Here is a 26,936-nt window from a genome sequence, read left to right as displayed (position 1 = left end):
TCTGCGTAATAAATGAATAGAAATAAAAAATACACGAAGGTGAACCCACTTATTGCCTATTCGAGGACTTTATTATGACCGTATTTACAACTTCGCGCAAAGAAAGCGCAGGTGTGCAAGTCGACGAGAACACTCGTTTCTGGTCGGATATTATTGTGTGCGTTGGCATTATTGCCGTTTTTGGCGTAACTGCCTTCCTTATTCAGCGCATAAATCAGCCGATTGGTCCAAGTGGCATACCATCTAAGGTATCCACGGACTTAATCAATCTGCCTTACTACACTTTGCGCTCAGTATTTCGCATGCTGATCGCATTAGTTGCATCTCTTATATTTACTATTGTTTATGGCTCTCTTGCAGCTCGCAGTCGTAGGCTTGGCAAGGTGCTTATTCCTCTTCTAGATATTTTGCAATCAGTTCCAATTCTTGGCTTCCTTTCGGCAACTGTCACTATTTGGTTGGTAATTTTTCCTGGATCAATGCTTGGTGTTGAAGCCGCTTCGATTTTTGCTATTTTTACGAGTCAAGCATGGAATATGACTTTTTCGTTCCACCGTTCGCTGCTCAGCGAGCCAAAGGAACTGGATGAGGCAGTTCGTAGTTTGCAACTCACGCATTGGCAACGTTTCTGGGTGCTAGACATGCCTAACGCAATGATTCCGCTGCTTTGGAATTGCATGATGTCTGTTGGAGGCGGATGGTTCTTCCTTACAGCTTCGGAAATGATTTCCGTAAATAATCACACTTACGCTCTTCCTGGCATCGGTAGTTTTGTGGCACAAGCTGCTGCCGAAAATAAGCTTGGTCTTATTTGGTGGGCTATTGTGTCGATGGTGATTGTTGTTTTGGCACTTGACTTCTTCTTGTGGAAACCGCTTACAGCTTGGGCTGAGCGTTTCCGCATTACGCAAAGCGCATCTGATAATGAGCGTCACAGTGCTATTTTGACTCTTATTCGTCACTCTCATGCAGATGAAGTTATTAGTAAGCTGTTTTTGCCAATTCGCGAGTGGCTTGAAAAAGTAACGCGCCCATTCGGTCGCACAGGCTCCAAGTGGCCTCATAAGGCTGCTCAGCATAAGCTTGGTGATTGGGTATTCAACGTTATTATGCTAATTATTGTGGCTGCTGGCGCCGCCCATATGCTTTACTTTGTGTATACAACTGCAGGTTTGCATGAGTTCATTACTGCAGGCATGCTTGGTGGCATCACTTTTATGCGCGTTGCTGCGTTGATTTTAATAAGCTCGCTTATTTGGGTTCCTGTTGGTGTTGTAATCGGCATGAATCCTAAGATTTCGCGTATTATGCAGCCTATAGTGCAAATTCTTGCTAGCTTCCCAGCAAACTTCATCTTCCCGTTTGCTATGGCTTGGTTTATGTCTTGGCATATTGATCTTGGTTGGGGAAGTATTATTTTGATGGCTCTTGGTACGCAATGGTACATTCTGTTCAATGTTATTGCAGGTGCTAGTGCTATTCCGGATGATTTGCGTGAAATGACGCGCAGCTTCCGCTTGGATCGTACTTTGCGATGGAAGACGCTTATTTTGCCGTCTATTTTCGGTTCATGGTGCACTGGCGGTATTACAGCTGCAGGCGGTGCTTGGAATGCTTCGATTGTGTCTGAGATTGTGGAATATGGAAAGAACCACATGGAAACTCAGGGTTTGGGTGCATATATTACTAATGCAACTACTTTAGGAGATTCTGCGCGCACTTTAGTTGGCGTAACTGTTATGAGCTTGATTGTTGTTTTAAGCAACCGATTATTCTGGTCGCCAATGCAACGTATTTCCGAAAAACGTTACGTATTGAATTAGATCGACTAACAAATCGACTAATAAATTTACTAATAAATCGCTTAAAATAACAAAATTTTATGGAAAAGATTGGCAAAATTATGAATACTTTAAAGAGCAATGCAAAAAAAGTGCAATCCTCAATTACAAGCGATATTATCGACGCAAAGCACATCAGTCAAAGCTTCACTTCTGACAGTGGCACTACTCAGCACGTTTTGCACGATATTTCTTTCACTCTTCGCGAGGGTGAAATCGTGGCAATATTGGGACGTTCTGGTGCTGGAAAATCAACTTTTCTACGCACAATGGCTGGTCTTGTGCAGCCAACAGAAGGCACAGTAACATATCGCGGACGCGAGCTGACAGGCCCAAACCCAGGAGTTGCAATCGTATTTCAAACCTTCGCTCTTATGCCGTGGCTTACAGTACAAGACAATGTGGAACTTGGCTTGCGTGCTAGAGGTGTTAGTAAAGAAAAGCGTACTGAGCTTGCTTTAGCTGCAATTGATGCAATCGGTTTGGATGGCTTTGAAACAGCGTATCCTAAGGAACTTTCCGGCGGTATGCGTCAGCGAGTTGGTATTGCGCGCGCGTTGGTGCTGAGACCAGATGCATTGTTTATGGACGAGCCGTTCTCTGCTCTCGATGTGCTTACTGCTGAAAACTTGCGTCAGGAAGTTCTTAAGTTGTGGTCTAGCGAGGAGCGAGATATTAAGTCTGTGCTTATTGTGACGCACAATATTGAAGAAGCTGTGCAAATGGCTGATCGCGTTGTGGTTCTTGGATCTCATCCAGGTCACTTAATTGCTGATGTGAATGTTGATTTGCCTCGTCCTCGAGATAAGCACAGTGCTGAATTTGAAGCGATGGTTGATAATTTGTATGCTATTTTGACTGGTTCTGCTCCAGAAAGCACTGCAGAGCAAGACGCTTCCGAAGATGCTGATTCTCAAGATCAAGCAAATAATGCAACTAATGAAGATGCTGAAGATAACGAAGCTGCAGCAATTGCAGATATGCTTATTCAGCGCCACCATGACGATGAAGATGAAGATAAGCAAAGTGAGGATGAAGCTGAAGCAGGTGAGGCAAAGGCAGAGCCTGTGGCTGTTCGTTTGCTTCCAAACGCTACACCAGGTGGTATGGCTGGTTTGCTTGACGTGATTTCTGAAAGCCCAGATGGTATTGATTTGGCTGATTTGGCAGCTGATTTGTCGTTTGAGATTGATGATTTGTTCCCACTTGTTGATGCTGGCACGATGCTTAATTTGCTTACTGCAGAAAATGGTCATATTACTATCACTTCTGAGGGTGAAGAGTGGCATAATGCCGATATTTTGCACAGTAAGCAAGTTTTTGCTCGTCTTGCGATTGAACATGCGTCTCTTGTGCACGCAATTGATCAAGCTTTGAGTAGGAATCGTAACGGAAAGCTTCGTGGCGAGCTGATTTTGGATTTGTTGCGCAGTAAGCACACGGATGCTTTGGCGCGTCAACAGTTTGATATTGCAATTAGCTGGGGTCGTTACGGCGAGTTGTTTGATTATGACGCTGATGATGACGAGTTGACTCGTACAGTTGAAACTGCTCCTCTCGATGGAGTTGTGCGCTGAAATAGTGCGGAATAGTGCGGAATTATGCTCAATAATGTCCATTATTGAGCATAAATTTGGTACTTGTATGCTTTCGATAAAGGGATGCCGCATAGTTCTTTTATCTTTTAGGTCTAGTCGCTTCTTATTTAAGATTGCGCGGATCGGAAGCCCCCTAAAAAGCGAACTTTTTGGGGAAAGATTTGCGTAGCACATTTGTTGCTAACGCTTACTATGCGTCGATATGCGGCGGCGATGGAGGAATATTATGGTAAATGCTGTAGAAGCATTTGATGCTAAGCATCTTAAGGCTGCTGAAGAAATTCCAGCTTTCCGTCCTGGCGATACCGTTGACGTCAACGTTAAGATTCAGGAAGGCAACAACACTCGTATTCAGACTTTCACCGGCGTTGTGATTGCTCGTAAGGGTGCTGGCGTGCGTGAAACTTTCGTTGTTCGTAAGGTGAGCTTCGGCACTGGTGTTGAGCGTCGTTTCCCACTTCATTCTCCAGCTATCGATTCGATTAAGCTGGTTCGTAGCGGTCGCGTTCGTCGCGCTAAGCTGTACTACTTGCGCGCTTTGCGTGGTAAGGCTGCTCGTATTGCTGAGCGTCGCGATAACTCTGCTAAGTAAAATAGAACTTATGTGAAGGGTATTTGTTATGACTGATGACACGCAAATTAGCGATACTCATATCGTTTCAGTAGCGGGTCATGGTATAGATCCTTCACCGGTTCCGCCAGAGCCGGAAGGAGATTTACCTTCCGGCTCTCGCATGTTTAAGCGCAAAAATAGAAAAGGTAAGCATTTTGCACATTCTAAGCGTGCTAAAAATGACCGCCTAACTTTGCGCGATGCTATAACATGGTTCGGTATTCCAGTATTAGTAGTGATACTTATTCGTGTGTTCCTATTTGGAGCTTACACAATTCCTTCTGGCTCTATGCTAGATACTATTCATATTGGCGATTATGTTATTACGACTAAGCTAACTCCGCGCTTATTCCCATTAAAGCGTGGAGATATTGTTGTTTTTGAGGATCCTGCACATTGGTTGAGTGGTGAAAACTCTTCCGGTGTTGTTGGCAAGGATTTAATTAAGCGTCTTATTGGTTTGCCTGGGGATACTGTTGAGTGTAAAGGCGCTGGGCAGCCTATTGTTGTAAACGGTGTTCCAATACGAGAATCTTCCTATATTCGTCCTGGTGTTGACCCGAGTGCTTTTCCGTTTAAAGTAAAAGTTAAAGCTGGTCACGTGTTTGTTTTGGGCGATAATCGTTCTAATTCTGCGGATTCACGATATCATCGCAATGATGGCGATGATGGCTTAGTTCCGATTTCCAAAATCGAGGGCGTTGCTGTGTTTAGATCGTGGCCGCTTGATCGAATTGGTCTTTTAGACGAACACCATGATGATTTTAAAGATGTGCCTGATCGTCCTGCAAAATAAAAGTATTAACGCAATGTTGTTAACGCAATGTTATTAACACAATCGTATTAGAGCAATTGTATTAGCAAAACTTATACAAACTAATTTTAATTATGTCAAATAAATCATCCAATATACCGCTTGTTCCATCATTTAAATATGAGCAAGATTTGCTTTGCGAAGGCTATGATTGGGTTATTGGTCTTGATGAAGTAGGAAGAGGCTCTCTTGCAGGTCCTGTGATGGTAGGAGCTGCAGTTATTGGAATTAAGCAAGTAAAAGAAAACTATATGCCTGAAGGCTTAGCTGATTCTAAATTGCTGAGTGAAAAGCGTCGAGGAGAGCTTTATGAACCGTTGCAAAAATGGTGTACTTCTTGGGCTGTTGGATCTTGTACTAATAAAGAAATAGATGAGTGGGGTATTAGTTATACGCTTGGCGTTGCGGCTTTGAAAGCAATCGCAAAAGTCGAGGAAGATATTCAAATAAGTAAAAAAGAAAACACTCGTATTGCAGCAATATTGGATGGACCTTGCGATTATATTGACAAAGTCGCAAATACTTTTGACGCTCCTTACATTCCTGAGCCTGTAAAAGTCCATACTTTAGTAAAAGCAGACAGACAGTGTGCGAGCGTAGCTGCAGCTGCAGTTTTGGCAAAAGTTACTAGGGATAATCTTATGGTATCTCTTGCTAAAAATCCGAAATATGCAGCCTACGATTGGGCAAGTAATAAGGGTTACGGCTCTTTAGCTCATCGCAATGCCATTAAAAAAGTAGGACCTAGCGATTTGCATAGATTGTCTTGGCATTTATAAGCGAGGGGTATATATGGCAGAAAATGAAGCAAAACGCGTGTCAATGATCGATGTTGCGCATGCTGCTGGCGTAAGTCATCAAACTGTTTCTCGCGTTATTAATAATTCTCCTGATGTTTCTGCTAACACGCGAATTAAAGTTCTGCGAGTTATTGAGCAACTTGGGTATTATCCAAGTAATTCAGCGCGCGCATTAGCGACTAAGAGGTCGCGTACTTTAGGGCTTATCGTTGGTGCAGAAAATAGAACATCTCGAAACATCATTGCTCCTATAGAAGCGCAAGCAAAATCTCGTGGTCTTTTTCTTTCTATTAGCATGGTCAACGAAACGTTATGTGAACAAAGTGATATTCAAGATTTATGCGAGAGTTTTGAAGAGCAAAATGTCGACGGATTAATAATTGACGCTCCAACAGACGCAATATTTACGTCACTGTGTCGTACGCGTATTCTTAAGCCGTGCGTATGTGTTACTGCTACTCATGGTGCAATAAGCGCGCATGAAGGCATGAATATGTTGCGTTCTCATAGCAACGTTGAGTATTCAATGATTGGGATTAATCAATCTCGCGCAATGAACGATATTGTGTCACTTATTGCGCATTATGGACATCGAAATGCCATTTATATAGCAGGTCCTTCACAATGGAGAGGTGCTGCAACGCGACTCATTGCATGGCGTTCACTTTCAACTGCTCAAGGTATTCATTCGCATATTGTGCAATGTACTTCGTGGAAGTCTTCTGAAAGTTACGCGCGAATGAATCATATGATTGAGAAATTTGGTATAGATGGCATTGCATTGCCGACTGTTATTGTTGCTTCAAGCGATGAGCAGGCAGTAGGAGTTGTGCGTTCCTTGTATGAGCACGGTTTGAAAATTCCGAGTGATATTAGTGTTGTTGGTTTCGGCGATATTCCGGCAATAAGTGATTTTTTCCCACCTCTTACAACTGTGAGTCTCGATATGCAGCAATTAGGGTCGTTGGCAGTGCGTGAAGCTTTGAGATTAATGAATCATGGGCCTGAACCAGCATTCCCAGATATGTCTCATGGAGTTGGACAAATACCTGCTAGCTTAAAATTGCGTTCTTCTATTGGTGCAGTATTGAGATAATTTTGCGATCGTGAAAAATTGTATTAAAAAATTATTGAGAATAGAATTAAAAATGGTATTTTTAATTATTTTTTTGATTATTTAAATATTGCGTGAAACAGTTGTGAAACAACTTTATTTTCTTAATGCTAATATCTGGCAAAATGGCTTAAAATCAGCATAATTACGCGGCTGTCGGCGTGTTGATGGTGTGTGTGAAGCGTAATCTTAACATCTGTTGGGAGTGTGTGGTTTTTGAATAAATATGGAATAAAGAAAAGGATCAGGAGATGATAAATCGCTGCTTTGCGTTCGTGCCAGGAATTAAGCATCTAGTTGTTTTAAGGTCGGCGTGTCTTGCGATTTCTTATCTTGTAAACATAGCTTTTGTCTACGTTTGCGTTGGGATGTTGTCTCCAGTATTAAGACCTGTTCGTTCTACTGGAACTTCTTTAATGAGTTCTGTTGAATTTACGTCTTACATTATTGTTTTAGCTGCTATTATTTTGCTGAAATATGCAGTTTTTTACTGGTCGTGTACTGTTTGTGCAGAAATTGAGTCGCGAATAGCTATGCGTTTGCGCCCTAAAATGTTGCGCGCAATATTATCTCTACGCTCTGTGGATGTTGAAGATTCTCATGGCATTACTTCTTTGCGCGTAAATGAAGATATTTTTGCAATACAAAGTTTTGTTGCTTCTTTAGTTCCACAAATTATTGCATCTATTCCTGTTCCTGTAGTCGTTTCTGCAGCACTATTTACAGTTAACCCTGCTATAGCTGGGATTTGCACATTAGCTGCATTGTTTAATGTTGCTTCTCTTATATTCTCGTTGGCACTAAGCCCAGTATCGTGGCGTTGTGTAAGTGCATTATTTGCCTATGTTATTGCTGGACTCGCAATTGTTGCAACTGTTTGGTTATCTTCCGTTAAAGGTGTAGGTCTTGCTGCAGCTCTGTTAACAATGCCTTTGTTAATGTTAAGCGTCCAGCCACTGAGAATTGTTGGTAAGAATATGCATGTAGTTAAACATGCTGTTCATGGTTTGAATCATGTTGAAGCATTGTTGCAAATGGTTACTGATTCTCCTGCTCCAATAGCATTTAGTGACGATGGTTCAACATTATCTTTGCCTGATGGCTCAACCAATATTGCTTTGCGTATGCGATGCAATATTTCGGAAAATAATGCGAATACTAATGAAGCTCAGCGTTTATCGATAATTGCAAAATCTGGTGAATTGCAAGTTATTCCAAGTAAATATCATCATGTTATGCGTGAGAAAATACTTTCTGGAACAGGTTTTAATAAATCTGCTGACATATTGCTTTCTTATAGCGACCGTTATGATATTCATGAAGACGACGTTTCTCCATTTGTAGTTTCTGAAGTATTTGACGCAAACGATAGTGCATCTTACTTGTCGTTGAACGATGCAAGTTCTGCAGCTTTAGCAGATATTGTTACTATAGTTAGCGAGCGAAGTCATCTATTTTCCACAACATTGCGAGAAAACTTACTTTTGGCTGCTCCAACAGCTACGACTACTGCGATGTGGGATGCATTGCGAGCTGTGCGAATAGATGGTGTTGTTTATGCCGATTATGACGGTCTAGATATGCCAATAGATAGACTTTTTAATAATCCTGAAGCATCCTATAATTCTGAAGATTTAAAGCGTCGCGTTATTCTTGCTAGAGCAATTTTAAGACACACTAAAGTGTACGTTTTTGATTATTCCCAATGTGATATTAGCAATCATGAAGCTGAAGAAATTGTTAAAATATTGCGTCGCATAGCGCGTTATGCAAATGTAATAGTGTTAATGCCAAATGATGCTGGAATTAGCTCAACGGACGAAATAGCAACTGTAGAATCGTATCGTCATATTGCTAATGATGGTTCTAAAAATATTACGCAACTAAATCAATTAAACGAATCTCAAAACTCGCAAAACTCGCATAATGTTGAGCAAGCTCAGCAAGATTCTAATAAAAACAAGCATATTTCTTCTATTGCAAGTATTGCTTACACTTATGAAGTGAGAACAATCTCAAAGTTCAAACGTGCTATTTTTGCTTTTATATCAATGTTTAGTACTGCTCTCAATCTTGTTTCTGCAGTATGTATTCCTGTTGCTATTGTTTCAGCGATGTTTGCTGTTGCAGGACGTCCAATATTTGGTTTTGTAATGCAACAGTGCGTGCTTGTTGCTGTTGCTTGTATGGCAGTTCGTGCATTAACTCTTGTTACAACATTTGCAGGTGTAGATATGCATCACGAACATTGGCATAAAGCTCATATCAGCATGAATGTTGGAATGATATTTGCAGTTGTACCTCTTATGGTTGTTTTGTACTATTTCGATGCGAATTTGTCTTATGTAGCTATTGTTTCATGCGTGTTTATTATGTTTATTGTTCCTCGATACTTACTTATACGCTCCAAGCATATTGCAAATAAAGTGCGCATTGAACAACATGAAGTTGAGAATGAAGTAAGTGATATTGAGCTTGGTATCGATGAAGTACTTGCATTTAGGCAAGGTGAGCATTGCGTTAATCGAATGGTTACTTCAATGCATAAAGTTTCTCAACAAAGAATGCGTTTGGCTCGTAAAAGTGGAGGTATGTCGGCACTTGTTCTTGCTATATCGTTAATTAGCATTTCTGTAGCCGCACTAGTGGTTTCTCACACCATTCATCCGGTGCCAGCTAATATTCCCGCATGGAGTACGGTTTATGCTGTTATGGCAATGGTTTTGCTTGTAATTATGATTCAGCAAGTTGTAGATGTTGTTTTACAAAGAATACCGTCTGTTATGAGAGTTAAGAGCAGTAACTAACTTTAATTTAAAAAATATTGAATATGCATAAGTTGAGTTGGGGGACTGAACATGCGTAATCGTTGTAACAAGAGGCAGTTTCTTGCGCTGTTTTGGATGCTGCTGTTTGCAGTTTTATGTGGGATTGTTATTGGCTTGTTGCTTCCTAAAATAAACAGTAGCGTTGGGAAGATTACAGGAGAATATGAAGCAAGCGGAGAAGCTGCGCAAGCATTGAAAAAATTGCGTATATCTAAGCCTTATCGTTACGGGTACGAGCGTCAAGTATTCGGATATCGTACTACTGACGATGATGGTAACGGATGTGACGTTAGGGAAGACGTTTTAGCGCGTGATTTACAAAATGTGAAATACAAGTACGCAGGATCCTGCCAAGTGCGTTTCGGCTTGTTGCATGATCCGTATACTGGCAAAGATATTAACTTCGTGCGTGGGCGAAAAACCAGTGCATTAGTTCAAATAGATCATGTTGTTGCATTACAAAATGCGTGGGAATCTGGAGCATGGAAATGGAATCGTGCAAAACGATTAAAATTTGGCAACGATATGATGAACCTACTCGCGGTTGAAGGAGCTGCTAATCAAGAAAAAGGTTCCGCGTCCGCAGCTTACTGGCTTCCTTCAAACAAAACCTTCAGGTGCGAATATGTTGCTAGGCAAATAGCTGTTAAGTATAAATATGGTTTAACTGTAACTCGCGAAGAAAAGCAGAGCATGGAAAGCGTATTGCATAACTGTTCTGCACAAAAATTACCAAAGTAAGGATTTCTCAGTTTGGTATTCGTAAAGCGACTTAGTAAGCGTTTAATAAGCGTTTAGTAATGATTATGAGTGTGATCGTGCATTACGTCGTGATGCTCTGCTGAATGAGGAATATGCAACACGCGCATGCGATCAATAGCTCTACGCGCAAGATTGTGAGCAGAACCCGTGCCTTCGCCCTTGACTCCAAAAATAACGATAAGAGCCATAATTCCTGTAATAATAGCACTAATGCGCAAAGTCCATTGAACTCCGAAAATACTAGCAGCAACATCGGCAGCGTGACCTGTGCCAGAATGGTGAAGAGTTGTCAATACTGTCATTGTAACTACTAAAACAGGTGCTCCAATAGCGCCCCAAAGTTGACGCATAGTATTAGTTACAGCCGAACCGTCGCCAAGCTCTTCCTTACGCAAACAATTAAGCGACCACGTAGTTATTGGCATAAGCAAGAATCCCATGCCAATTTGGCGAGTAAACTGCCAAATGGAAATCCACCAAATCCACGTATCCATGTCAATAAGACTCATCATTACAGTGCCAAAAAACAGAATAATAGAGCCTGCCATAGCAACTGGGCGCACTCCAAAGCGATCTAGCATACGACCGCCAAAATACTGCGAAATAGCCATGCCGAACGCTCCAGGAAGCAGAATTAAGCCGCTCATAGTTGCTGAAAAACCACGATCAGACTGAATATAAAGCGGAATAAGCACCATAATTGAGCTGAAAGCAAAAAATGTAAGGCAAGCGCAAATAGTACCTACCATAAAGTAGCGGTTTTTAAGCACATTAAGACCAAGAAGAGGAGTGTGACCGCGTTTTTGCGCTCGCAACTGCCTTGTAACAAACCAAGCAATTCCAAAAGCACCAATAATCATAGGAGCCCAAGATAATGGGTGTGAAATTCCGCATCCTTCAATATTAGTGAATCCAAACATGAGCCCGCCGAAGCCAATAACCGAAAGGCCAACCGAGAAGAAATCAGCATGCGCGTTAAGATCGTGTTCTCCAAAATTATGCAAGAAAAATACTGCCAAAACGACGGATATTGCTCCGATAATAGTAAGAGAGCAGAAAATAGAACGCCATCCATTAATATCAGTTTGCAAACCGCCAATAGTAGGACCGATTGCTGGAGCAATACTCATAGCCATGCCAACGCTTCCCATTGCCATACCTCTGCGAGTAACAGGGTAGACGGAGAATACGGTAATTTGTAAAACAGGCCACATTACGCCAGTGCCAATAGCTTCAAGAGTTCGACCAACAAGTGCCATCATAAAGTCGTTACTAAGCCATGCAAGTACGGATCCAAAAGTAAAAAGCGACATGGAAGTAATAACAATTTGGCGAGTAGAAAAGCGTCTTGTTAAAAATGCTGTAAGTGGAACCATAATTGCCATAATCAGCTGGAAAATAGAAGTAAGCCACTGACCAGTTGTGACGCTTATACCAAATTCTTGAACTATTGTTGGCAATGCTGCAGTAAGTTGTAATTGTGCGAAATTGCCGATAAATGTAATAAACGTAAGAATAGCGAGAGAAATTAAAGCAGGACGTGTAAGACGATTGTTATTGTATGCTTCTTCGCCTGTTAGTGCATGACTGAGATCTTGGCTTTTATTAGACAGCCATGTTGAGTGCGTCAAAATAAAACATCCTTTTTTGTTCTTAAACATAGTTTTTCTTAAGCGTATTTTTAAGCATAGGTGGCAAAAGTCAATCGACTTAAGTCTATTCTCTTATCTATTACAACAAAAATTGCAAAACTTAATTTACGCAAAACAAAAGTTATTTAAAAATTTATTTTGCGCAAAACAATGATATTTAGACTGATTCTAATCAGTAGCTGTGGTAGGAAAGCCAATGATTGTAAGCGCCTTGAATGGAGCCATAACGACCATTGCAATAATTCCAGAACCAGCGGAGCTGCGTTTGATAGTTAGTTGCCCAATCAGCGCCAGCAGAAGCCATTTTTCCGCCTGGCAAAGCTTGAGGTAAACCGTAGGCCCCAGAAGGATTCATTGCGTTTACGCGCCAACCGGACTCATGAGAAATAATAAATACTGTTGCAGTAAAATCAGCTTCACTATAACCGTTAGAGATAAGCCAGTCGTGAGCCCATTGTTGCATCTCGCCAGCAGGAACAGTCGTACCGATAGAAGCAGCTAAGCCAATTGCGGCAGAAGAGCCGCCAGTTCCAACAAGAATAACCTTATCTTTTGGAGCTTTTTTAACATAAGAAGCAAAAATATTAGAGGAAACTATTTTTCCCTTAGTTCGAGTAACTATTTTTGCTGTTTCCATTACGCCGTTAGCGCCTTCACTTTGCACCTTCTCAGTACCTTTTGGAAGTGCAGCAGTTTCCTTTTTGACGACGTTAAACGCGATTGGGTCGTCGGAATTTTCTAATTTTGCGCCTGCGCGATTAATCGTAATAACAGTTGATTCGCTGACTTTAGTTGTAAGAGATGGAGTAACAACATCGTGTGGCTCAAGAGTGATATCTCCAGCATCAAGAACGGATTTTACATCAGTGAAATTAGTGCCCAAAATAGTACGATGATGACCATTTATAACAACGTTAATATATGAAGTCGCGCCATTATGCAACATACTACGGCTAGCACTACGAGAAACTTGCGAAGAATCGGTTGCTGAATAAGAAGTAACCTGAACAGCGTGACCTTTAGACGAAGCGTAAAAATCTCGCGAGGCAAAACCAAGTATCACCAAAGCAACGAAGCCCAAAATAACCGCGCTAACTCTAGCCCACTGTCGTAAACTGAGTGAACCAAGCGTAACAGTATGCTTACGGTGACTGGTCATAACCCTCCTTATTTCTGCAATTACTCTATTGATACTTGCAAACGCTCGCAACGTAGACTAATAAAACATGAGAAACATGCGTTAAAATGTATGTGCAAAACGTATATGCAAAACCTCACGTATTATATCTCATGGCATAGTCTATAAATCAGGATTCAGAATCATCAGATTCGTAAGATTTAGCTTGTTCAACCAAATCTTCCAAATCAGAAGCTAGTAATGCTCCAGCTTGTCTATAAATAACTTCGCCGCGCTTAATAACCATTACTGTTGGGACAGCTTGGATTTGAGCAGCTGCAGCAATCTCGTTGCTTTTGTCAATATCAACTTTTACGAAAGGAATTTCGGGATATTTTTCGCTGACCTTCTCAAAAATAGGACCAAAAGACCTGCATGGACCGCACCATGTTGCCCAAAAATCAACAACAACTATTTCATTTGTCGAAGCAATCTTCTCAAAATTTTCTGTAGTAGCATGTATTGCTGCCATATTACCCCCTCGATATTTTGCATATTTGCTTTATTGTACGTGCCGCCTTGCATAAAGTTGCCGATAGTGCGCTTATCTGTCGTCTTGCGGCACTAGGCTAGGAGTCATGCTTGATATCCAATTTATTCGTGAACATGCCGACGTAGTTAAGGAATCGCAGCGCAAGCGCGGTGAATCCGTTGAGCTCGTCGATGAAGTATTGCGCAGCGATGATTTGCGCCGAACCGCTCTTAAGGCTTTTGAAGAAGCTCGCGCCGAGCAGAAAGCTATTGGTAAGAAGGTTGCAACAGCTAGCGCGGAGGAAAAGGCTGCGCTTATTGCCGAAACTAAAGAATTAGCTTCGAAAGTTGCGGAATACAAAGCTGAATCCGAAAAAGCTACTGCCGACTACACTACGGCAATGTGGCAGCTTTCTAACATCGTTGAAGATGAAGCTCCAGAAGGCGGAGAAGACGACTATGTTGTAGTTAAGAAGGTTGGTACGCCTCGCGATTTTGCAGCTGAAGGTTTCGAACCAAAGGATCATTTGACTCTTGGAACTGGAGTTGCTGGAATTGATATGCGTCGCGGCGTGAAGGTTGCAGGATCTCGCTTCTACTTCTTGCGCGGTGCTGTGGCTCGCTTGCAAATCGCAATGCTTACTATGGCTGTTGATCAAGCTGAAGAGCACGGTTTTACGCTTGCGATTACGCCAACGCTTGTGCGCCCGGAAGTAATGCGCGGAACTGGCTTCTTGAATTCTCACGCGGACGAGATTTACCGTTTGCGCGAACCAGATGATCAGTATTTGGTCGGTACTTCCGAGGTTGCTTTGGCTGGCATGCATGAGGATGAGATTCTTGACTTAAGCAATGGTGCTTTGCGTTATTGCGGTTGGTCGAGCTGCTACCGTCGTGAAGCTGGTGCTGCTGGAAAGGATACTTCTGGTATTATTCGTGTGCATCAGTTCGATAAGGTTGAGATGTTCGTTTATTGCAAGCAGGAAGATTCTCGCGCTGAGCATCAAAAGTTGCTCGGTATGGAGCAGGAAATGCTTGCTAAGGTGGAAGTGCCTTACCGCATTATTGATACTGCTGCAGGTGACCTTGGTTCTTCTGCCGCTCGTAAGTTTGATTGTGAAGCTTGGGTTCCAACGCAAGGACGTTACCGTGAGCTTACTTCTACTTCTAACTGCACTGAGTATCAGGCTCGCCGATTGAATGTGCGCGAACGTATGGAAGATGGCGGAACTCGCCCAGTTAGTACGCTTAACGGCACTTTGGCTACTACTCGCTGGCTTGTGGCTATTTTGGAAAATCATCAGCATGAAGATGGTTCGATTGATATTCCAAAGGCAATGCAGGCTTATATGGGTGGCAAGGAAGTCATTGAGCCAACTAAGTGGGAAGCGTGAGTTTACTCGTGCACAAACACGGCGTTTGTTTCAAAAAACCGTTTAATTAGCTACAAAGCCCGGGAAATTGCCTGGGCTTTATTTTTTAGTTGATAAGCTTTTTGAATCTGGGTGTTGTGTTCTATACGTGATGATATGCTTACCACTTGTGCGTTGAAAGCGGCAATTTGATTGCTTTCGTGCGCAAATGGATGGGTGTCCGAGCGGTCTAAGGAGACGGTCTTGAAAACCGTTGTAGGGAAACCTACCGCGAGTTCGAATCTCGCCTCATCCGCGAATTAACTAAGCCTAAAGCATGTGAAATTGCTTTAGGCTTTTTTAATTCGCTGAGCTTGCTCAGGGTTGGAAGCACAGTGTGCTTCCAACGCAAGCGAGGTCTTTCTGTGTCAATAAAGACGCAGAAAGTGTGGGCTAGTGTGTTTAACGCAGTGTGTCAGGTTTGTGTTGCTGCATTTCGCGCTTGAAGCTTTTTTATTCTGCCGAGCTTTCACTGAAAGTGCGCTGCACTTTTAGTGAAAGCTCGGTCTGTCTTCGTCTCGATTGACGGGAAAGGGCGTGAAGGTGGCGGAAAGTTTGCAGTCGTGTAAAGGAAGGGTCGTTTGCGAGCGAGAATCCGATCGAAACGTGCGCTCGCTCGATTTTAGCGCGCGGAGTAGTGACGCTCTTGTGATGTGATGTCGTCCAGGAAGAAGCTTGCACCTTCGCGGCAAGACGTGCTGCTTTCGAAATCTTCCGGAGCGTAAGGCGCAACGCTTTCAAACATCTCCTCGTAATCAGCAACGCTTAAATGCACGCGCGAATCAAGCATATCCGCATGCTCGCGCGCAAACAGCGCATCTCTAAATCCTGGCGCAATCGTGCCGCTGAAAAATTCACCAACAGCGCCGGAACCATAAGAAAATAGTCCAATCTTATCGCCGCTTTTAAGTGCAGTAAGATCACTATTTTCGCAAGTAAATTCGTCTAACTCAAGTAAAGACAGCAATCCCAAATACAGGGAACCCGTATAGATGTTGCCTACACGACGGCTGTACTTCGTGCTGGTTTCGTAGCGCGAAAGTAAGCGATTGCGCGACGACTCGCTTAGGTTGCTATTATCGCAAGAATCAGAGCAAGAATTTGCGCAAGAATCCATCGCAGCCTTAAGTGCTTTCAAACCCATTTTCGTATATGGCAAATGGAAGCACAATCCGGCGAAATCGCTGAAATTGCAATCGTTTTGCGCGCAATACTTTTGCCAAACTTCGCAGAAAAATTGTATGTATTGCTCGGTTGAAAACTTGCCGCGAGCAAGAGCGGTGTCTTGGTAAACAGGTCGCCAAAAGTCCTGAATATCCGCGGATTTTACAACGCTGTCGTCGTTAATTTTAAGCACGTGCGGATTCGCGCTCACAAGCATTGCCACAGCCCCAGCGCCTTGCGTAACTTCGCCAGGGGTAGCAAGCCCGTAGCGCGCAATATCGGCTGCAATAACAAGCACTTGCGGATTTTTTTCTGCGTGCGCGCGCACGTAATCGCATGCCATCATCAAAGCTGCCGTTCCGCCGTAGCAAGCCTCTTTTACTTCAATAGAGCGCACCCACGGCGTGAGTTTTAGCAGATTTTGAACGTATAGCGCGCTGGATTTACTTGCGTCGACTCCGCTTTCTGTGCCGACGATGAGCATTTTGAGGCGATTGCTATCGATGTATGGTAGTAGTGGGAATGCGGCTTGCGCGGCGAGAGTGACGATGTCTTGGTGATTTGGTGGCACGGATTGTTCGCTTTGACCGATTCCGATTGTGAATTTGTTAGGGTCGATTCCGCGGTGTTCCGCCAATTCTTCGAGGTTTAGGTAATAGTGCGGCGTTGCGAAGGAGATGCGGTCAATGCCGACGGTAAGGGGAGTGGTTGCGGAGGTTGTGGTTGTGTTGGCTGCTGCGGTTGCTGATATTTTGATATTTTGTGTGCTCATTTGTCCTAAACCCTTAAATTTTCTTAATTTTTACTTGATTCTCGTAACTTTTGAAGTAATTGCGTAACTTTTTCTGTAGTTCTTTCTGCAGGGCTAAGTTGCAAAATATTATGCGTGATTTCTGCGATTTCCGCACCTTTGGCACCTGCTGCAATTGCCAGGTTTGAAGACTGCAATGCCATGTGACCTGCTTGAATTCCAGGGCCTGCTAGTGCGCGAAGAGCCGCAAGATTTTGTACCAAACCGAGCGCGGCAAGCGTGTTTCTAAAGTCGTTTGCGTTTTTGTAATTGCCGATTTTGATCGCGAGTTTTGCCATTGGAAGCGATAAGATTGAGCCGCCAACAATGCCGATCTGTAGCGGAATTTCAATACTGCCATGGAGTATGGTTTTTCCGTTTACGGTTTCGGTGTTCCACTTTGACAGTGGTAGGTAGTGACCGGAGCGCGCCGCCCACGCGTGTGCTGCCGATTCTAGCGCTCGCGTATCATTTCCTGACGCGAGCGCGGCTCCTGCGATTCCGTTTAGGATTCCTTTGTTGTGCGTGGCGGCGCGTGCAGGGTCGCTGGCGGCAAGCGCGCTCAATGCCGCGATTCGGCGCGCAAGGCACTTTCCCTCGCGCTCTCGTTCAGAGTCTTCCAGCCGCCTGGATGCTAGTGCTTCAACCGGTATATGCACTTCTGCTGTGGTTGCAACGCGGCTGGTGTTTGTGAGTATTGCAACTAGCGCCTGCACGCCGAGCCAGCTTTCCAGCTGGGCTTTGACGGCTTCGCCCATAGTGTTCACTGTGTTTGCGCCCATTGCGTCGCATGTGTCTACGTCAATCTCGAGCTTTGCGAAGCCGTGCAAAGCTGAAGCGCGGCATTTTCGCGCGCCGCCACCCCTTTTACTTATTGATGGGTGTGACGCGTTTGCAATGCGCAACAGTTCTGCAACCTTTTCTTTATCTTCAACGATTCTGCTCAAGCGCGCCGCCACGCTTCCGTCTGCGTCCTCAAAAGCTATTTGTGCTGTAGTCACGTATTGTGGGGAGCGCGCAATAATTCCGTATCCAACGTCAGTCGCTGCAGCAATTCGCGCCCCATTGCACGCAGCTGCAATCACGGATGGCTCCTCAGTTGCAACCAGCACGTCACACACTTCGCCGTTCACAATCAGCCCACGCACAACGCCAACCGGCAGCGTATACTTTCCAATTTGATGCTCAATCATATGATTTGCAACGTCTGCAGGAATTGTAGTATCAGAACTTTCCGCAAACTGTTTAAGCAAAAATGCTGCCTCAGTCTCGTTAATTGCGCCCTCATTTTGCAAGGTTTTTATGCGATTTTCCACGCTTAATTCACGAAAAGCAGCCATCGAAATCACCTCATGATTTGTAGACTACGAATGCTTCTGATCGCTTTGCATTCTGACTTGGTTGTTTGCATTCTGACTTTATTGTTTTACATTCTGACTTTATTGTTTCGCATTCTAATTTGCATAGAAACGCCGATTCCGCCGCCGACGCACAGCGCAGCAACTCCATTTAACTTATTTCTATCTCGCAAAGCGTATATAAGCGTCGTCAAAATCCTCGCTCCGCTAGCACCGAGCGGATGTCCGAGTGCAATTGCTCCACCGCGTACGTTGAGTTTTGACTCGTCAATATGGAGTTGCTCCGAAACGGCAATGCTTTGCGCTGCAAACGCTTCGTTTATTTCGAATAAGTCAATGTTGTCAACGTTGCTGCCGGTCGCATTTAGCATGCGTTCCATCACATGTTTTGGAGCGTATCCCATTAAATCTGGGTCGATTCCGCCTTCTGCGAATCCCACAATTTGCGCAAGATATTCAATTCCGTGCGCTTGCGCGTAATCTTTGCTCATAAGCACTAGAGCTGCAGCTCCGTCGTTAATTCCGCTTGCGTTTCCTGCAGTTACAGTCGATTCGTGCTTGCAAACTTCGTTTTCGCCAACTTCGCGCTTGTCAACTTCGCAAGTCGCGTCCGCAGTTTCTCCCGACGCTTTAAAAAGCGTGCGCAATTTCGACAACTGCTCTAAAGACGTATCTTCGCGAGGATGCTCGTCTTGAGTTATAACAGTTCCGTTTGCAAGCGTTACTGGCACAATTTCAGAAGCAAGATCGCCTCTTTTAATAGCGGCAACAGCTTTTTGGTGAGATTTAAGTGCAAAAATATCTTGTGCTTCGCGAGTGATACCAAATTTTGCTGCAACATTTTCTGCAGTAACGCCCATTGCGTCGCCAGTAAAAGCGTCGTTTAAGCCGTCTCGTTGCAAACCGTCAATAAGCGCAAAATTCCCGTATTTGTGTCCGCTAAATCGCGAATTAGTTGCGTAAAACGGTACGTTGCTCATGCTTTCAGTGCCGCCTGCAACAACAACTTGCGCATCTCCCATAACGATTGCGGATTGTGCTAAGCGCACTGCTTTTAAGCCGGATCCGCATACTTCGTTAATTGTCATTGCGCAGCTAGAAGTATCTAATCCTGCTTTTAACGCAATTTGGCGAGCAACGTTTTGTCCGCTGCCTGCTTGTAATACGTTTCCAAAAATAGCTTGATCCACGTCGTGTGAGCTAATTCTAGCGCGTTCTATTGCTGCTTTTGCTGCGATTGTTCCTAAATCAACTGAGGAAAGCGAAGATAAGCTGCCGCCGAATTTGCCAATAGGCGTACGTACAGCGCTTGCAATCACCACTTCAGTCATATGTTTAGCCACCTAATCAATTGTTTGTTGCAATACGTGTTGAAGTATACCAACCGGACTACTTTATCGTATTTTTCGACAAAATTACCATTTGCGAAAAATTTTTCTCGTTTCCTTCACAATTAGACTTACTTCAGTGAGTTTATGTTTTTGTGAAAAGTGATTACTTGTTGATTAGCGAACGCTATCATTAATGCTGCTGCACACACCACACCGGGCATACATATCACACACCAAACCGCAGCTTAATTTCGTGACTTTAGTTGCACGAATACCAGTGTGGTAGAGATTTGAGATTTTTCGCACTGAGCGAAGGACGCTCGCGCAGCGCTTTGACCGAGCTTGAAATCATTGGGATTTCAAGCTCCTTCAAAGCGTGATTTGGCTCAATTGTGAAGCACGGTGTGCTTCACATGCCAAATCAGCCGAACGGCTACCAATAGCCGTGAGGAATAAGCTCGCTACGAAACTCGCGTTGGAAGTCCACTGGACTTCCAACTTTAGCGAGTTTCCGCTCCGAGTTACTTTCGCGCGCTACGCTCTAAGCGCGAAAGCAGGTCGGAGCGCTACTTACGGAACGAAATCGACCCATCAACAGGATCCATCGCGTCAACAATCGCCAGCGAATCCAAGTCATATCCAGCTTCACGAAGCGCATCTCCACCACCTTGGAAGCCCTTTTCGATAGCGATTCCAATGCCGGCAACGCTAGCTCCAGCATGATTGCAAATGTCGATTAATCCTTGCAAAGCTTTGCCGTTCGCCAAAAAATCATCCAAAATAAGCACGCGATCTTCCGCACTTAAATACTTACGTGACACAATCACCGGAAACTCGCGCTGCTTTGTAAAAGAAAATACCGTAGATACGTATTGGTCGCCATCGAGATTAATCGACTGAGCTTTCTTTGCAAAAACCACAGGAACTCCACCAAAATGGCGTGCTGCAACACATGCAATTCCAATACCAGAAGCTTCAATCGTAAGAATCTTAGTAATATTTGCGTCGCGGAAATGCTCAGCCCAAGCGGCTCCCATATGATCAAATAAATTCACATCGCACTGGTGGTTCAAAAAAGCGTCTACTTTTAATACATTGCCTGGTTTTACGATACCATCTTGGAGAATGCGTTCTTCCAGTTCTTGCACGATGCGCCCCTTCTTACGAACAATTACATTGCAGTACGCTCAAGCATACCCAAGTTCGTGACACAATATGAGTAAAAACGACTGCAGCATGTGGTAAACCTGATTAAATACGTGCGCAATTAAAACGTGGGGGCGTTTTATTGCTGAAGCTAAAACGTAGATAATTGGCAGCATTAATGGAGTACAAGTATGAGCGTAAGTATGGGCGCAAGTATGAATGCAAATATGAGTGCAAAGGATAGCGATTACGGATATGTAAGTGATTTGTTGGGGAATCCAGTTGATTCGTTCGATTCTGACGATCGTTTTTACGAGAATGTTGCGGATGCGAATGATTATGCCAACTACAGTTACGACGAGTATGCTGACGCTTACGCTAAAGAGCCTGATTTTACGCAGCAAGAATATGCGTCTGATCAAGAATCAGTGCCTCCTCAAGAATCAGTGCCTCCTCAAGAATCAGTGCCTTCCCAAGAATCAGTGCCTTCCCAACAAGAAGCTCTTGCCCAACAAGAACTGCTTCCTCAAGAATCTCAAGAATATTCCCAAAATTTCGCACATTCTAGAGTTGCAGTTGACGCGCAAAAACTACTCGACGGCTTAAATCCGCAACAATCTCAAGCAGTCCAGTACGACGGACCGGCACTGCTTATTGGAGCAGGAGCTGGAAGCGGCAAAACGCGAGTTCTTACGCGAAGAATAGCTTGGATATTAAGCCAAAAAGGTGCCTGGCCAAGCCAAATTCTTGCCATCACTTTTACAAACAAAGCAGCTGCCGAAATGCGTGAACGTTTAAGCAAACTTATTGGTAGCGAAGCAAATACTATGTGGGTTTCGACGTTCCACTCTGCATGTGTGAAAATACTTCGCAGATCAGGACAGTATATTGGCTTAAAATCAGGCTTTTCTATTTACGATACTTCCGATTGCGAGCGATTAGTAAAAATTATTGCAACAGAGCTTAACGTTGATATTAAGCGTTTTACGCCACGCAGCATTTTGGGCAAGATTTCGGATTGCAAAAATAGTTTAATCACTTGGCGTGAGCAACTAGACATGTATGCTAACGATTACAAGCCTGGTGTTGCAGGTCAACAAATTGCGCACGCTGGCAATTCTGAAGCTGTTTACGCAACTATTTATGCGGAATATCAGCATCGTTTATCTCAAGCAAATGCGGTTGATTTTGACGATTTAATTATGCGAACTGTGCAACTCATGCGCGAAGTACCAGAAGCTGCGCAATATTACCGCCATAAGTTCCGCTATATTCTTGTAGACGAGTACCAGGATACGAATCACGCTCAATACGAGCTTATTCGCGAGCTTGCTGGAGTGGATGTAAAGCAAAATAGTGCAAATCCATCTCAGCAAAATAACACTCCTGCATCAATCACAGTTGTAGGCGACTCCGACCAGTCGATTTACGCTTTCCGCGGAGCAGATATTCGCAATATTCAAGACTTTGAAAAAGATTTCCCAAACGCTACAACTATTATGCTTGAGCAAAATTATCGCTCTACGCAAACTATTTTGGATGCTGCAAATGCAGTTATTTCGCATAATCAAGGACGAAAGCCTAAAAAATTGTGGACGGCATTAGGTAAGGGCACTCCAATTACTGGTTATGCAGCAGACAGTGCTCAACAGGAAGCAGCTTGGGTTGCGCAAGAAATAGCGCGATTAGCAGGTGAAGAGGGCGTTGCTTATTCGGATATGGCGATTATGTATCGCGCTAATGCACAGTCTCGTTCGCTGGAAGATGCGCTCGTTAAAGCAGGTCTTCCGTATCAACTTGTTGGCGGCACGAAGTTTTACGAGCGTCGCGAAGTAAAAGATGCGCTCGCATACTTGCAATCTATGGCAAACCCAGATGACGATGTGAATATGCGCCGAATTTTGAATGTGCCTAAGCGTGGGCTTGGAGCGCGTGCGGAGGCTTTGCTAACGCTTTACGCTCAAACACAAGGAGTTAGCTTCTGGCAAGCTTTGGAGCATTTGGAGTCAATCGAAGGCATGCCAACTCGCACTGCAACCAAGCTTAAAGAGTTCCGCGAGCTTATGCACAATTTAATTACTTGTATGCAAAACGATGACTCGAAACCTTCTAAAGTTATTGACAGCATACTGAACGACAGTGGTTTGCTGGAGGATTTGCAACGTTCTGAAGATCCTCAAGATGCCGCTCGCGTGGATAATTTGTCGCAATTGCAGTCGGTTGCAGCTGAGTATGAGCAGAATACGCCGGATGCTAGTGTTGCTGGATTCCTTGAAACGACGGCGCTTGTGGCTGATTCGGATCAATTGCCGGATGAAAATGAGGACACTGGTAAAGTTACGTTGATGACGCTTCACACGGCTAAGGGCTTGGAGTATCCGGTTGTGTTCCTAACTGGCATGGAGCAGGGAACTTTTCCGCATTCTCGCGCTTTGGAAGACGATGGCGAGCTTTGCGAGGAGCGTCGTCTTGCTTATGTTGGTATTACTCGAGCTAAGCAGCGTTTGTATGTTACTCGTGCTGCTGTTCGTGCGCAATGGGGGCAGGCTCAAGATATGCTTCCAAGCCAGTTTTTGGATGAGATTCCAGATAATTTGATTGATTGGAAGCGCAGAGAGTCTGATGTTGAGCGTTGGGGCGCTTCGTCTAGGCGTGGCGATGATTTCGATAGCGATTTTGATAGTGATTTTGGCGGCTGGGATGACGATTATAGCGATGCGTTTAGTGAAAAAACAACTTATGGTGGAAGCATTTACGGTTCTGAAAAATCGCATGGCTCTAAGTCTTACGGAAGAAATAAATCGTATGGCTCGAGTTCTTACAGCTCCTCTTACGAAAAGTCTTATAGCAAGTCTTACGGTTCTTCTTACGGCTCGTCTTACGGTTCTTCTTACGGCTCGTCTTACGGTTCTTCTTACGGCTCGTCTTATTCTAAATCGAATTGGTCTAAGTCAAGTGCAGTAAAAACGCGCAAAGTTACTGCAAAAACTGCGACTTCAACAAGCGCAACAAAAGTTGGTTCAACTTCTGCAGTTATGAATAAAGACAATCATCTAAATATTCAAGACTTCCAAGTTGGCGACAAAATTACTCACGATACTTACGGCTTAGGAACCGTGTTAGCAACGCAAGATAAGGGCAGAAACTCAATTATTACAGTCGATTTCGGCTCCGATGGAGTAAAGCGACTAATGCTTAGAGTTGCACCAATCGAAAAATTGTAAAATCTTTTATTTATGCACTTTAATGTAAGATAAATTTTTAACAAGGACGTGGCGTTTGCTGGTGTGAGCGCTGAGAAGCGTGTTGCATTAACGAAAATGTGACACTAAAAAATAAAAACATACATTTCATGAGGTATAAATTATGAAAAACAAATTATTCGCATCAATTCCTGCAATTATTTTCGGCTTGCTTATTGTCGTTGCGCCATTGACGTTTGCAAAGCCATGCTCAACCGGAGGCATGCAAAAAATGCATATGATGATGCAACCTATGGCATGCTACTACACAGGTCGTGCAGCCGTTGGAATTGGCTTAGTTATTGCAGTACTTGGAATTATTGCGCTATTCGTTAAAGAAAATGTTCGCATTGGTTTAAATATTGCTGTAGTTGTGAACGCTTTACTTATGCTTGCTGTTACAACATTCCTTATTGGCGTGTGCAAGAGCCCAATGATGCATTGTGCATCAGTTATGCGCCCAACGCTGATTGTTCTGTCTGTGCTCGCATTGGTATTCGCAGCTGTTTCCGTGTATTTGCATAATAAAGAAGATTAATAGTTCAAATAGTTCGAAAAGCTTACTAAAGCAAAATTATGCGCACTATTACGCTAAAGCGATTGCCGCTGGAAAATCTTAAACGCAAGCCATTGCGCACTGCTGCACTTATTGTTGTATCTGCGTGCTTGTCTGCAATATTTTTCGGCGGCTCGCTGATTTCTATGAATCTTGAACGCGGCTTGAACAGTATGCGAGAACGCATGGGAGCCGATATTATGGTTATCCCTCAAGGTACGCACACTAAGGCAGAAGCGTTGCTTACAAACAGTGGTTCAAGCACTTTTTATTTCACTAACGATATTGAGAATTTAGTAAGACACTCTCCGGGTGTGCAAAAGGCGAGTGTACAAACGTATATTTCTTCGCTTTCTGCAGGATGTTGCGCTGAAAAATTGCAAATTATTGGTTTTGATCCCGATTCTGATTTTGTTATAGGTCCTTGGATTTATTCTCAACATAAGCAGAAGTTACAAAAAGGTGAGATGATTGCTGGCGCAAATGTAATCGTGTCTTATATGAATACTGTTCGTCTTTTTGGACACCAATGGCCTGTAGCTGCACAGCTTGCAAAAACCGGCACAAGCATTGATAATTCAGTGTTTGTGCGACGCGAAAGTGTGCCGCAAGTAGTTGAGTATTCAACGAAAGTAGGGCACACTGCTATTCCAAAGGAATATGCTAAAAAAGCAGTTTCTGCAGTACTTGTAAAAGTACAAAAGGGTTACAGCGCGCAAGAAGTTGCAAAAAATATTCGCAAAACAACTGGTCTTTCAAGCATTGGCATAGTTTTTCCGGGCGGAATTACAGCAACTACGCAAGCTAATCTTGGTGTTTTTACTCGCACGTTGACTTTTATAATTGCTGCGTGCTGGCTAGTTGGATTGCTAGTTTTAGTTGCAGTGTTTTCAACATCTGTAAACGAGCGCAAAAAAGAGTTTGCTTCTCTTCGCATACTTGGCACAACAAGAAATATGCTTTTAGGCGTTGTCGTTAGGGAATCTGCGATACTTGGCTTAGTTGGTGGAGTATTGGGTGTTGCGTCTGCAAGTCTTATATTGTTCCCTTACAGTTCTCTTATTTCTGAACAATTGCAGCTTCCGTATTTGGAAGTGACTGCGCTACCAGTAGCAGTGCTTATGTTAGCGTCTGTGCTACTTGCGCTTGTTGCAGTTGTTGTAGCTTCAGCACTTACCACATTGCGCATTGCTATGCGCGAAACGTATTTGACACTTAGATCAGGTGAGTAAGTATGGAAGATAAGAGTCAAAAACTGCCAAGTAATGAGTTTGATATTTTACCTGTTGTTGAGCTTACTCGTGTAACTCGCGAATTTATGCGCAGAAAACACAAATTTTTTGCAGTAAATAACGTGAGTTTTGCGCTAAATAGCGGCGATTTTGTGGCAATCGTTGGAAAGTCAGGTAACGGAAAATCTACTTTACTAAATTTGATTGCTGGGTTATTGAAGCCAACGCATGGAAGTGTAAAAGTTTGCGGCGAAGAGATTTCTGAACGCACTTTTAGTGATGCAAAAATGTCTCGTTTGCGCGCATGTGATATAGGTTTTGTGACGCAATCGCAGACGCTTTTACAAAATCTTACTGTGCATGACAACATACTTTTACCTGTGCAAATTGCAGCTAGTGCTTGTGAAGTAAGTAAGTCTGGAATAAGTAAGGCTGAAGTAAGTAAGTCTGAAGTAAGCGAAGATTTAAACGAGACTCGCGCGTTAGAACTTTGCAAGCAATTGCATATTGAAGATTTACTGTGGTGCTACCCAAATGAGCTTTCGGGTGGTGAAATGCGTCGCGTAATGATTGTGCGCGCGCTAATAAACAATCCAAAGCTTCTTATTCTTGACGAGCCTACTGGCGATTTGGATGTAGAGCATACTCGCATAGTTGTGAAAATGTTGCGCGAGGCTGCAAAAAATGGTGTGGCAGTGCTCATGGTAACTCACGATGTTGAGGCTGCTCGCTGTGCGGATCGCACATACACAATGGATTGCGGATTGACTTGCCGGAGCGCTTGAAGCGTAGCGCGCGAAGGCACTTCAATCCGGAAACTCGCTAAAGTTGGAAGTCCAGTGGACTTCCAACGCGAGTTTCGCAAGCGAGCGCGTTACTCGCGCGAGCGTTTTGGCTGGTTTGTGGAACATTTGCCGAGGAACTTACAACGTGAGTTTCGCGCTCAGTACGAAAAATATCAACAATTATTCTTAGTGGTGTGTAGAATCAGAAACGATGCCTATTTTGTGTAAGCATCATCTGGAGCCTTAGCCC

The 26,936-nt window shown here is 43.6% G+C and carries 20 protein-coding genes and 1 tRNA gene; 14 read left to right on the top strand and 7 right to left on the bottom strand.

Annotated elements, in window-relative coordinates; genetic code table 11:
* The first annotated feature begins 74 nt into the window (after positions 1–74).
* The 8 genes from P0108_RS00690 to P0108_RS00655 all read left to right on the top strand — a co-directional run bounded on the left by P0108_RS00690 (position 75) and on the right by P0108_RS00655 (position 10,349).
* Positions 75–1,823 carry an ABC transporter permease gene (locus P0108_RS00690; protein ID WP_004110296.1) on the top strand — a complete coding sequence of 583 codons (1,749 nt, stop codon included), beginning with the start codon at positions 75–77 and terminating at the stop codon, positions 1,821–1,823.
* 80 nt (positions 1,824–1,903) lie between these two features.
* A complete protein-coding gene (locus P0108_RS00685; protein ID WP_076003134.1) occupies positions 1,904–3,418 on the top strand; it encodes an ABC transporter ATP-binding protein in 1,515 nt (504 codons plus the stop codon).
* Positions 3,419–3,665: 247 nt separating this feature from the next.
* A complete protein-coding gene (gene rplS, locus P0108_RS00680) occupies positions 3,666–4,031 on the top strand; it encodes a 50S ribosomal protein L19 (RefSeq protein ID WP_004105329.1) in 366 nt (121 codons plus the stop codon).
* A gap of 28 nt (positions 4,032–4,059) precedes the next feature.
* On the top strand, positions 4,060–4,848 hold the full coding sequence (gene lepB / locus P0108_RS00675) for a signal peptidase I (RefSeq protein ID WP_004110299.1): 789 nt from the start codon (positions 4,060–4,062) through the stop codon (positions 4,846–4,848).
* A 92-nt stretch (positions 4,849–4,940) separates the two neighbouring features.
* Positions 4,941–5,645, top strand: a complete 705-nt coding sequence (locus P0108_RS00670) for a ribonuclease HII (RefSeq protein ID WP_064621818.1) — start codon at positions 4,941–4,943, stop codon at positions 5,643–5,645.
* 13 nt (positions 5,646–5,658) lie between these two features.
* Positions 5,659–6,762 (top strand): LacI family DNA-binding transcriptional regulator, encoded by a 1,104-nt coding sequence (locus P0108_RS00665; RefSeq protein ID WP_012913876.1) that lies wholly within the window; start codon positions 5,659–5,661, stop codon positions 6,760–6,762.
* A 269-nt stretch (positions 6,763–7,031) separates the two neighbouring features.
* Positions 7,032–9,587 carry an ABC transporter gene (locus tag P0108_RS00660; protein ID WP_473730675.1) on the top strand — a complete coding sequence of 852 codons (2,556 nt, stop codon included), beginning with the start codon at positions 7,032–7,034 and terminating at the stop codon, positions 9,585–9,587.
* A gap of 51 nt (positions 9,588–9,638) precedes the next feature.
* Positions 9,639–10,349 carry an HNH endonuclease family protein gene (locus P0108_RS00655; RefSeq protein ID WP_415707414.1) on the top strand — a complete coding sequence of 237 codons (711 nt, stop codon included), beginning with the start codon at positions 9,639–9,641 and terminating at the stop codon, positions 10,347–10,349.
* A 53-nt stretch (positions 10,350–10,402) separates the two neighbouring features.
* On the opposite strand, the gene P0108_RS00650 is transcribed toward P0108_RS00655, so the two are convergent.
* The 3 genes from P0108_RS00650 to trxA all read right to left on the bottom strand — a co-directional run bounded on the left by P0108_RS00650 (position 10,403) and on the right by trxA (position 13,671).
* Positions 10,403–12,031 carry an MDR family MFS transporter gene (locus P0108_RS00650; RefSeq protein ID WP_102155413.1) on the bottom strand — a complete coding sequence of 543 codons (1,629 nt, stop codon included), beginning with the start codon at positions 12,029–12,031 and terminating at the stop codon, positions 10,403–10,405.
* Between the two features lie 163 nt (positions 12,032–12,194).
* Positions 12,195–13,181, bottom strand: a complete 987-nt coding sequence (locus P0108_RS00645) for an aggregation-promoting factor C-terminal-like domain-containing protein (RefSeq protein WP_174182658.1) — start codon at positions 13,179–13,181, stop codon at positions 12,195–12,197.
* Between the two features lie 148 nt (positions 13,182–13,329).
* Entirely contained in the window at positions 13,330–13,671 is a 342-nt protein-coding gene (gene trxA, locus P0108_RS00640; RefSeq protein ID WP_012913881.1) for a thioredoxin, read from the bottom strand.
* 106 nt (positions 13,672–13,777) lie between these two features.
* Between trxA and serS the strand changes: the two genes are divergently transcribed.
* Both serS and P0108_RS00630 read left to right on the top strand, forming a co-directional pair.
* Positions 13,778–15,064 (top strand): serine--tRNA ligase, encoded by a 1,287-nt coding sequence (gene serS / locus P0108_RS00635; protein ID WP_174182657.1) that lies wholly within the window; start codon positions 13,778–13,780, stop codon positions 15,062–15,064.
* Between the two features lie 189 nt (positions 15,065–15,253).
* Positions 15,254–15,338 (top strand) — tRNA-Ser (locus P0108_RS00630).
* 366 nt (positions 15,339–15,704) lie between these two features.
* Here the strand turns inward: P0108_RS00630 and P0108_RS00625 are convergent.
* From P0108_RS00625 to P0108_RS00610, 4 genes are all read right to left on the bottom strand, one after another.
* On the bottom strand, positions 15,705–17,018 hold the full coding sequence (locus tag P0108_RS00625; protein ID WP_004110316.1) for a hydroxymethylglutaryl-CoA synthase: 1,314 nt from the start codon (positions 17,016–17,018) through the stop codon (positions 15,705–15,707).
* A 23-nt stretch (positions 17,019–17,041) separates the two neighbouring features.
* A complete protein-coding gene (locus P0108_RS00620; RefSeq protein ID WP_473730674.1) occupies positions 17,042–18,376 on the bottom strand; it encodes a hydroxymethylglutaryl-CoA reductase, degradative in 1,335 nt (444 codons plus the stop codon).
* A gap of 86 nt (positions 18,377–18,462) precedes the next feature.
* On the bottom strand, positions 18,463–19,725 hold the full coding sequence (locus P0108_RS00615) for an acetyl-CoA C-acyltransferase (protein ID WP_012913886.1): 1,263 nt from the start codon (positions 19,723–19,725) through the stop codon (positions 18,463–18,465).
* A gap of 566 nt (positions 19,726–20,291) precedes the next feature.
* Complete coding sequence (locus P0108_RS00610; RefSeq protein ID WP_004110321.1) at positions 20,292–20,873, bottom strand: xanthine phosphoribosyltransferase; 582 nt, start codon at positions 20,871–20,873, stop codon at positions 20,292–20,294.
* Between the two features lie 189 nt (positions 20,874–21,062).
* On the opposite strand from P0108_RS00610, the gene P0108_RS00605 reads away from it, so the two are divergent.
* The 4 genes from P0108_RS00605 to P0108_RS00590 all read left to right on the top strand — a co-directional run bounded on the left by P0108_RS00605 (position 21,063) and on the right by P0108_RS00590 (position 26,686).
* Positions 21,063–24,095 (top strand): ATP-dependent helicase, encoded by a 3,033-nt coding sequence (locus P0108_RS00605; protein ID WP_473730673.1) that lies wholly within the window; start codon positions 21,063–21,065, stop codon positions 24,093–24,095.
* A 142-nt stretch (positions 24,096–24,237) separates the two neighbouring features.
* Positions 24,238–24,651 (top strand): DUF4418 family protein, encoded by a 414-nt coding sequence (locus P0108_RS00600; protein ID WP_410310980.1) that lies wholly within the window; start codon positions 24,238–24,240, stop codon positions 24,649–24,651.
* Between the two features lie 38 nt (positions 24,652–24,689).
* Positions 24,690–25,901 carry an FtsX-like permease family protein gene (locus tag P0108_RS00595; protein WP_473730672.1) on the top strand — a complete coding sequence of 404 codons (1,212 nt, stop codon included), beginning with the start codon at positions 24,690–24,692 and terminating at the stop codon, positions 25,899–25,901.
* Positions 25,902–25,903: 2 nt separating this feature from the next.
* On the top strand, positions 25,904–26,686 hold the full coding sequence (locus P0108_RS00590) for an ABC transporter ATP-binding protein (protein WP_004110329.1): 783 nt from the start codon (positions 25,904–25,906) through the stop codon (positions 26,684–26,686).
* Positions 26,687–26,936 lie beyond the last annotated feature (250 nt).

The sequence above is a fragment of the Gardnerella sp. c10Ua_244 genome (genome assembly GCF_055818055.1).
The sequence above is the reverse complement of the archived record's forward strand: the minus strand, read 5'-3'. Positions and strand labels throughout refer to the sequence as shown.

Excerpts from the sequence above, each read along its gene's own strand:
- P0108_RS00690 (WP_004110296.1), top strand. The coding sequence starts at position 75 with ATGACCGTATTTACAACTTCGCGCAAAGAAAGCGCAGGTGTGCAAGTC.
- P0108_RS00685 (WP_076003134.1), top strand. The coding sequence starts at position 1,904 with ATGAATACTTTAAAGAGCAATGCAAAAAAAGTGCAATCCTCAATTACA.
- rplS (WP_004105329.1), top strand. The coding sequence starts at position 3,666 with ATGGTAAATGCTGTAGAAGCATTTGATGCTAAGCATCTTAAGGCTGCT.
- lepB (WP_004110299.1), top strand. The coding sequence starts at position 4,060 with ATGACTGATGACACGCAAATTAGCGATACTCATATCGTTTCAGTAGCG.
- P0108_RS00670 (WP_064621818.1), top strand. The coding sequence starts at position 4,941 with ATGTCAAATAAATCATCCAATATACCGCTTGTTCCATCATTTAAATAT.
- P0108_RS00665 (WP_012913876.1), top strand. The coding sequence starts at position 5,659 with ATGGCAGAAAATGAAGCAAAACGCGTGTCAATGATCGATGTTGCGCAT.
- P0108_RS00660 (WP_473730675.1), top strand. The coding sequence starts at position 7,032 with ATGATAAATCGCTGCTTTGCGTTCGTGCCAGGAATTAAGCATCTAGTT.
- P0108_RS00655 (WP_415707414.1), top strand. The coding sequence starts at position 9,639 with ATGCGTAATCGTTGTAACAAGAGGCAGTTTCTTGCGCTGTTTTGGATG.
- P0108_RS00650 (WP_102155413.1), bottom strand. The coding sequence starts at position 12,031 with ATGTTTAAGAACAAAAAAGGATGTTTTATTTTGACGCACTCAACATGG.
- P0108_RS00645 (WP_174182658.1), bottom strand. The coding sequence starts at position 13,181 with ATGACCAGTCACCGTAAGCATACTGTTACGCTTGGTTCACTCAGTTTA.
- trxA (WP_012913881.1), bottom strand. The coding sequence starts at position 13,671 with ATGGCAGCAATACATGCTACTACAGAAAATTTTGAGAAGATTGCTTCG.
- serS (WP_174182657.1), top strand. The coding sequence starts at position 13,778 with ATGCTTGATATCCAATTTATTCGTGAACATGCCGACGTAGTTAAGGAA.
- P0108_RS00625 (WP_004110316.1), bottom strand. The coding sequence starts at position 17,018 with ATGAGCACACAAAATATCAAAATATCAGCAACCGCAGCAGCCAACACA.
- P0108_RS00620 (WP_473730674.1), bottom strand. The coding sequence starts at position 18,376 with ATGGCTGCTTTTCGTGAATTAAGCGTGGAAAATCGCATAAAAACCTTG.
- P0108_RS00615 (WP_012913886.1), bottom strand. The coding sequence starts at position 19,725 with ATGACTGAAGTGGTGATTGCAAGCGCTGTACGTACGCCTATTGGCAAA.
- P0108_RS00605 (WP_473730673.1), top strand. The coding sequence starts at position 21,063 with ATGAGCGTAAGTATGGGCGCAAGTATGAATGCAAATATGAGTGCAAAG.
- P0108_RS00600 (WP_410310980.1), top strand. The coding sequence starts at position 24,238 with ATGAAAAACAAATTATTCGCATCAATTCCTGCAATTATTTTCGGCTTG.
- P0108_RS00595 (WP_473730672.1), top strand. The coding sequence starts at position 24,690 with ATGCGCACTATTACGCTAAAGCGATTGCCGCTGGAAAATCTTAAACGC.
- P0108_RS00590 (WP_004110329.1), top strand. The coding sequence starts at position 25,904 with ATGGAAGATAAGAGTCAAAAACTGCCAAGTAATGAGTTTGATATTTTA.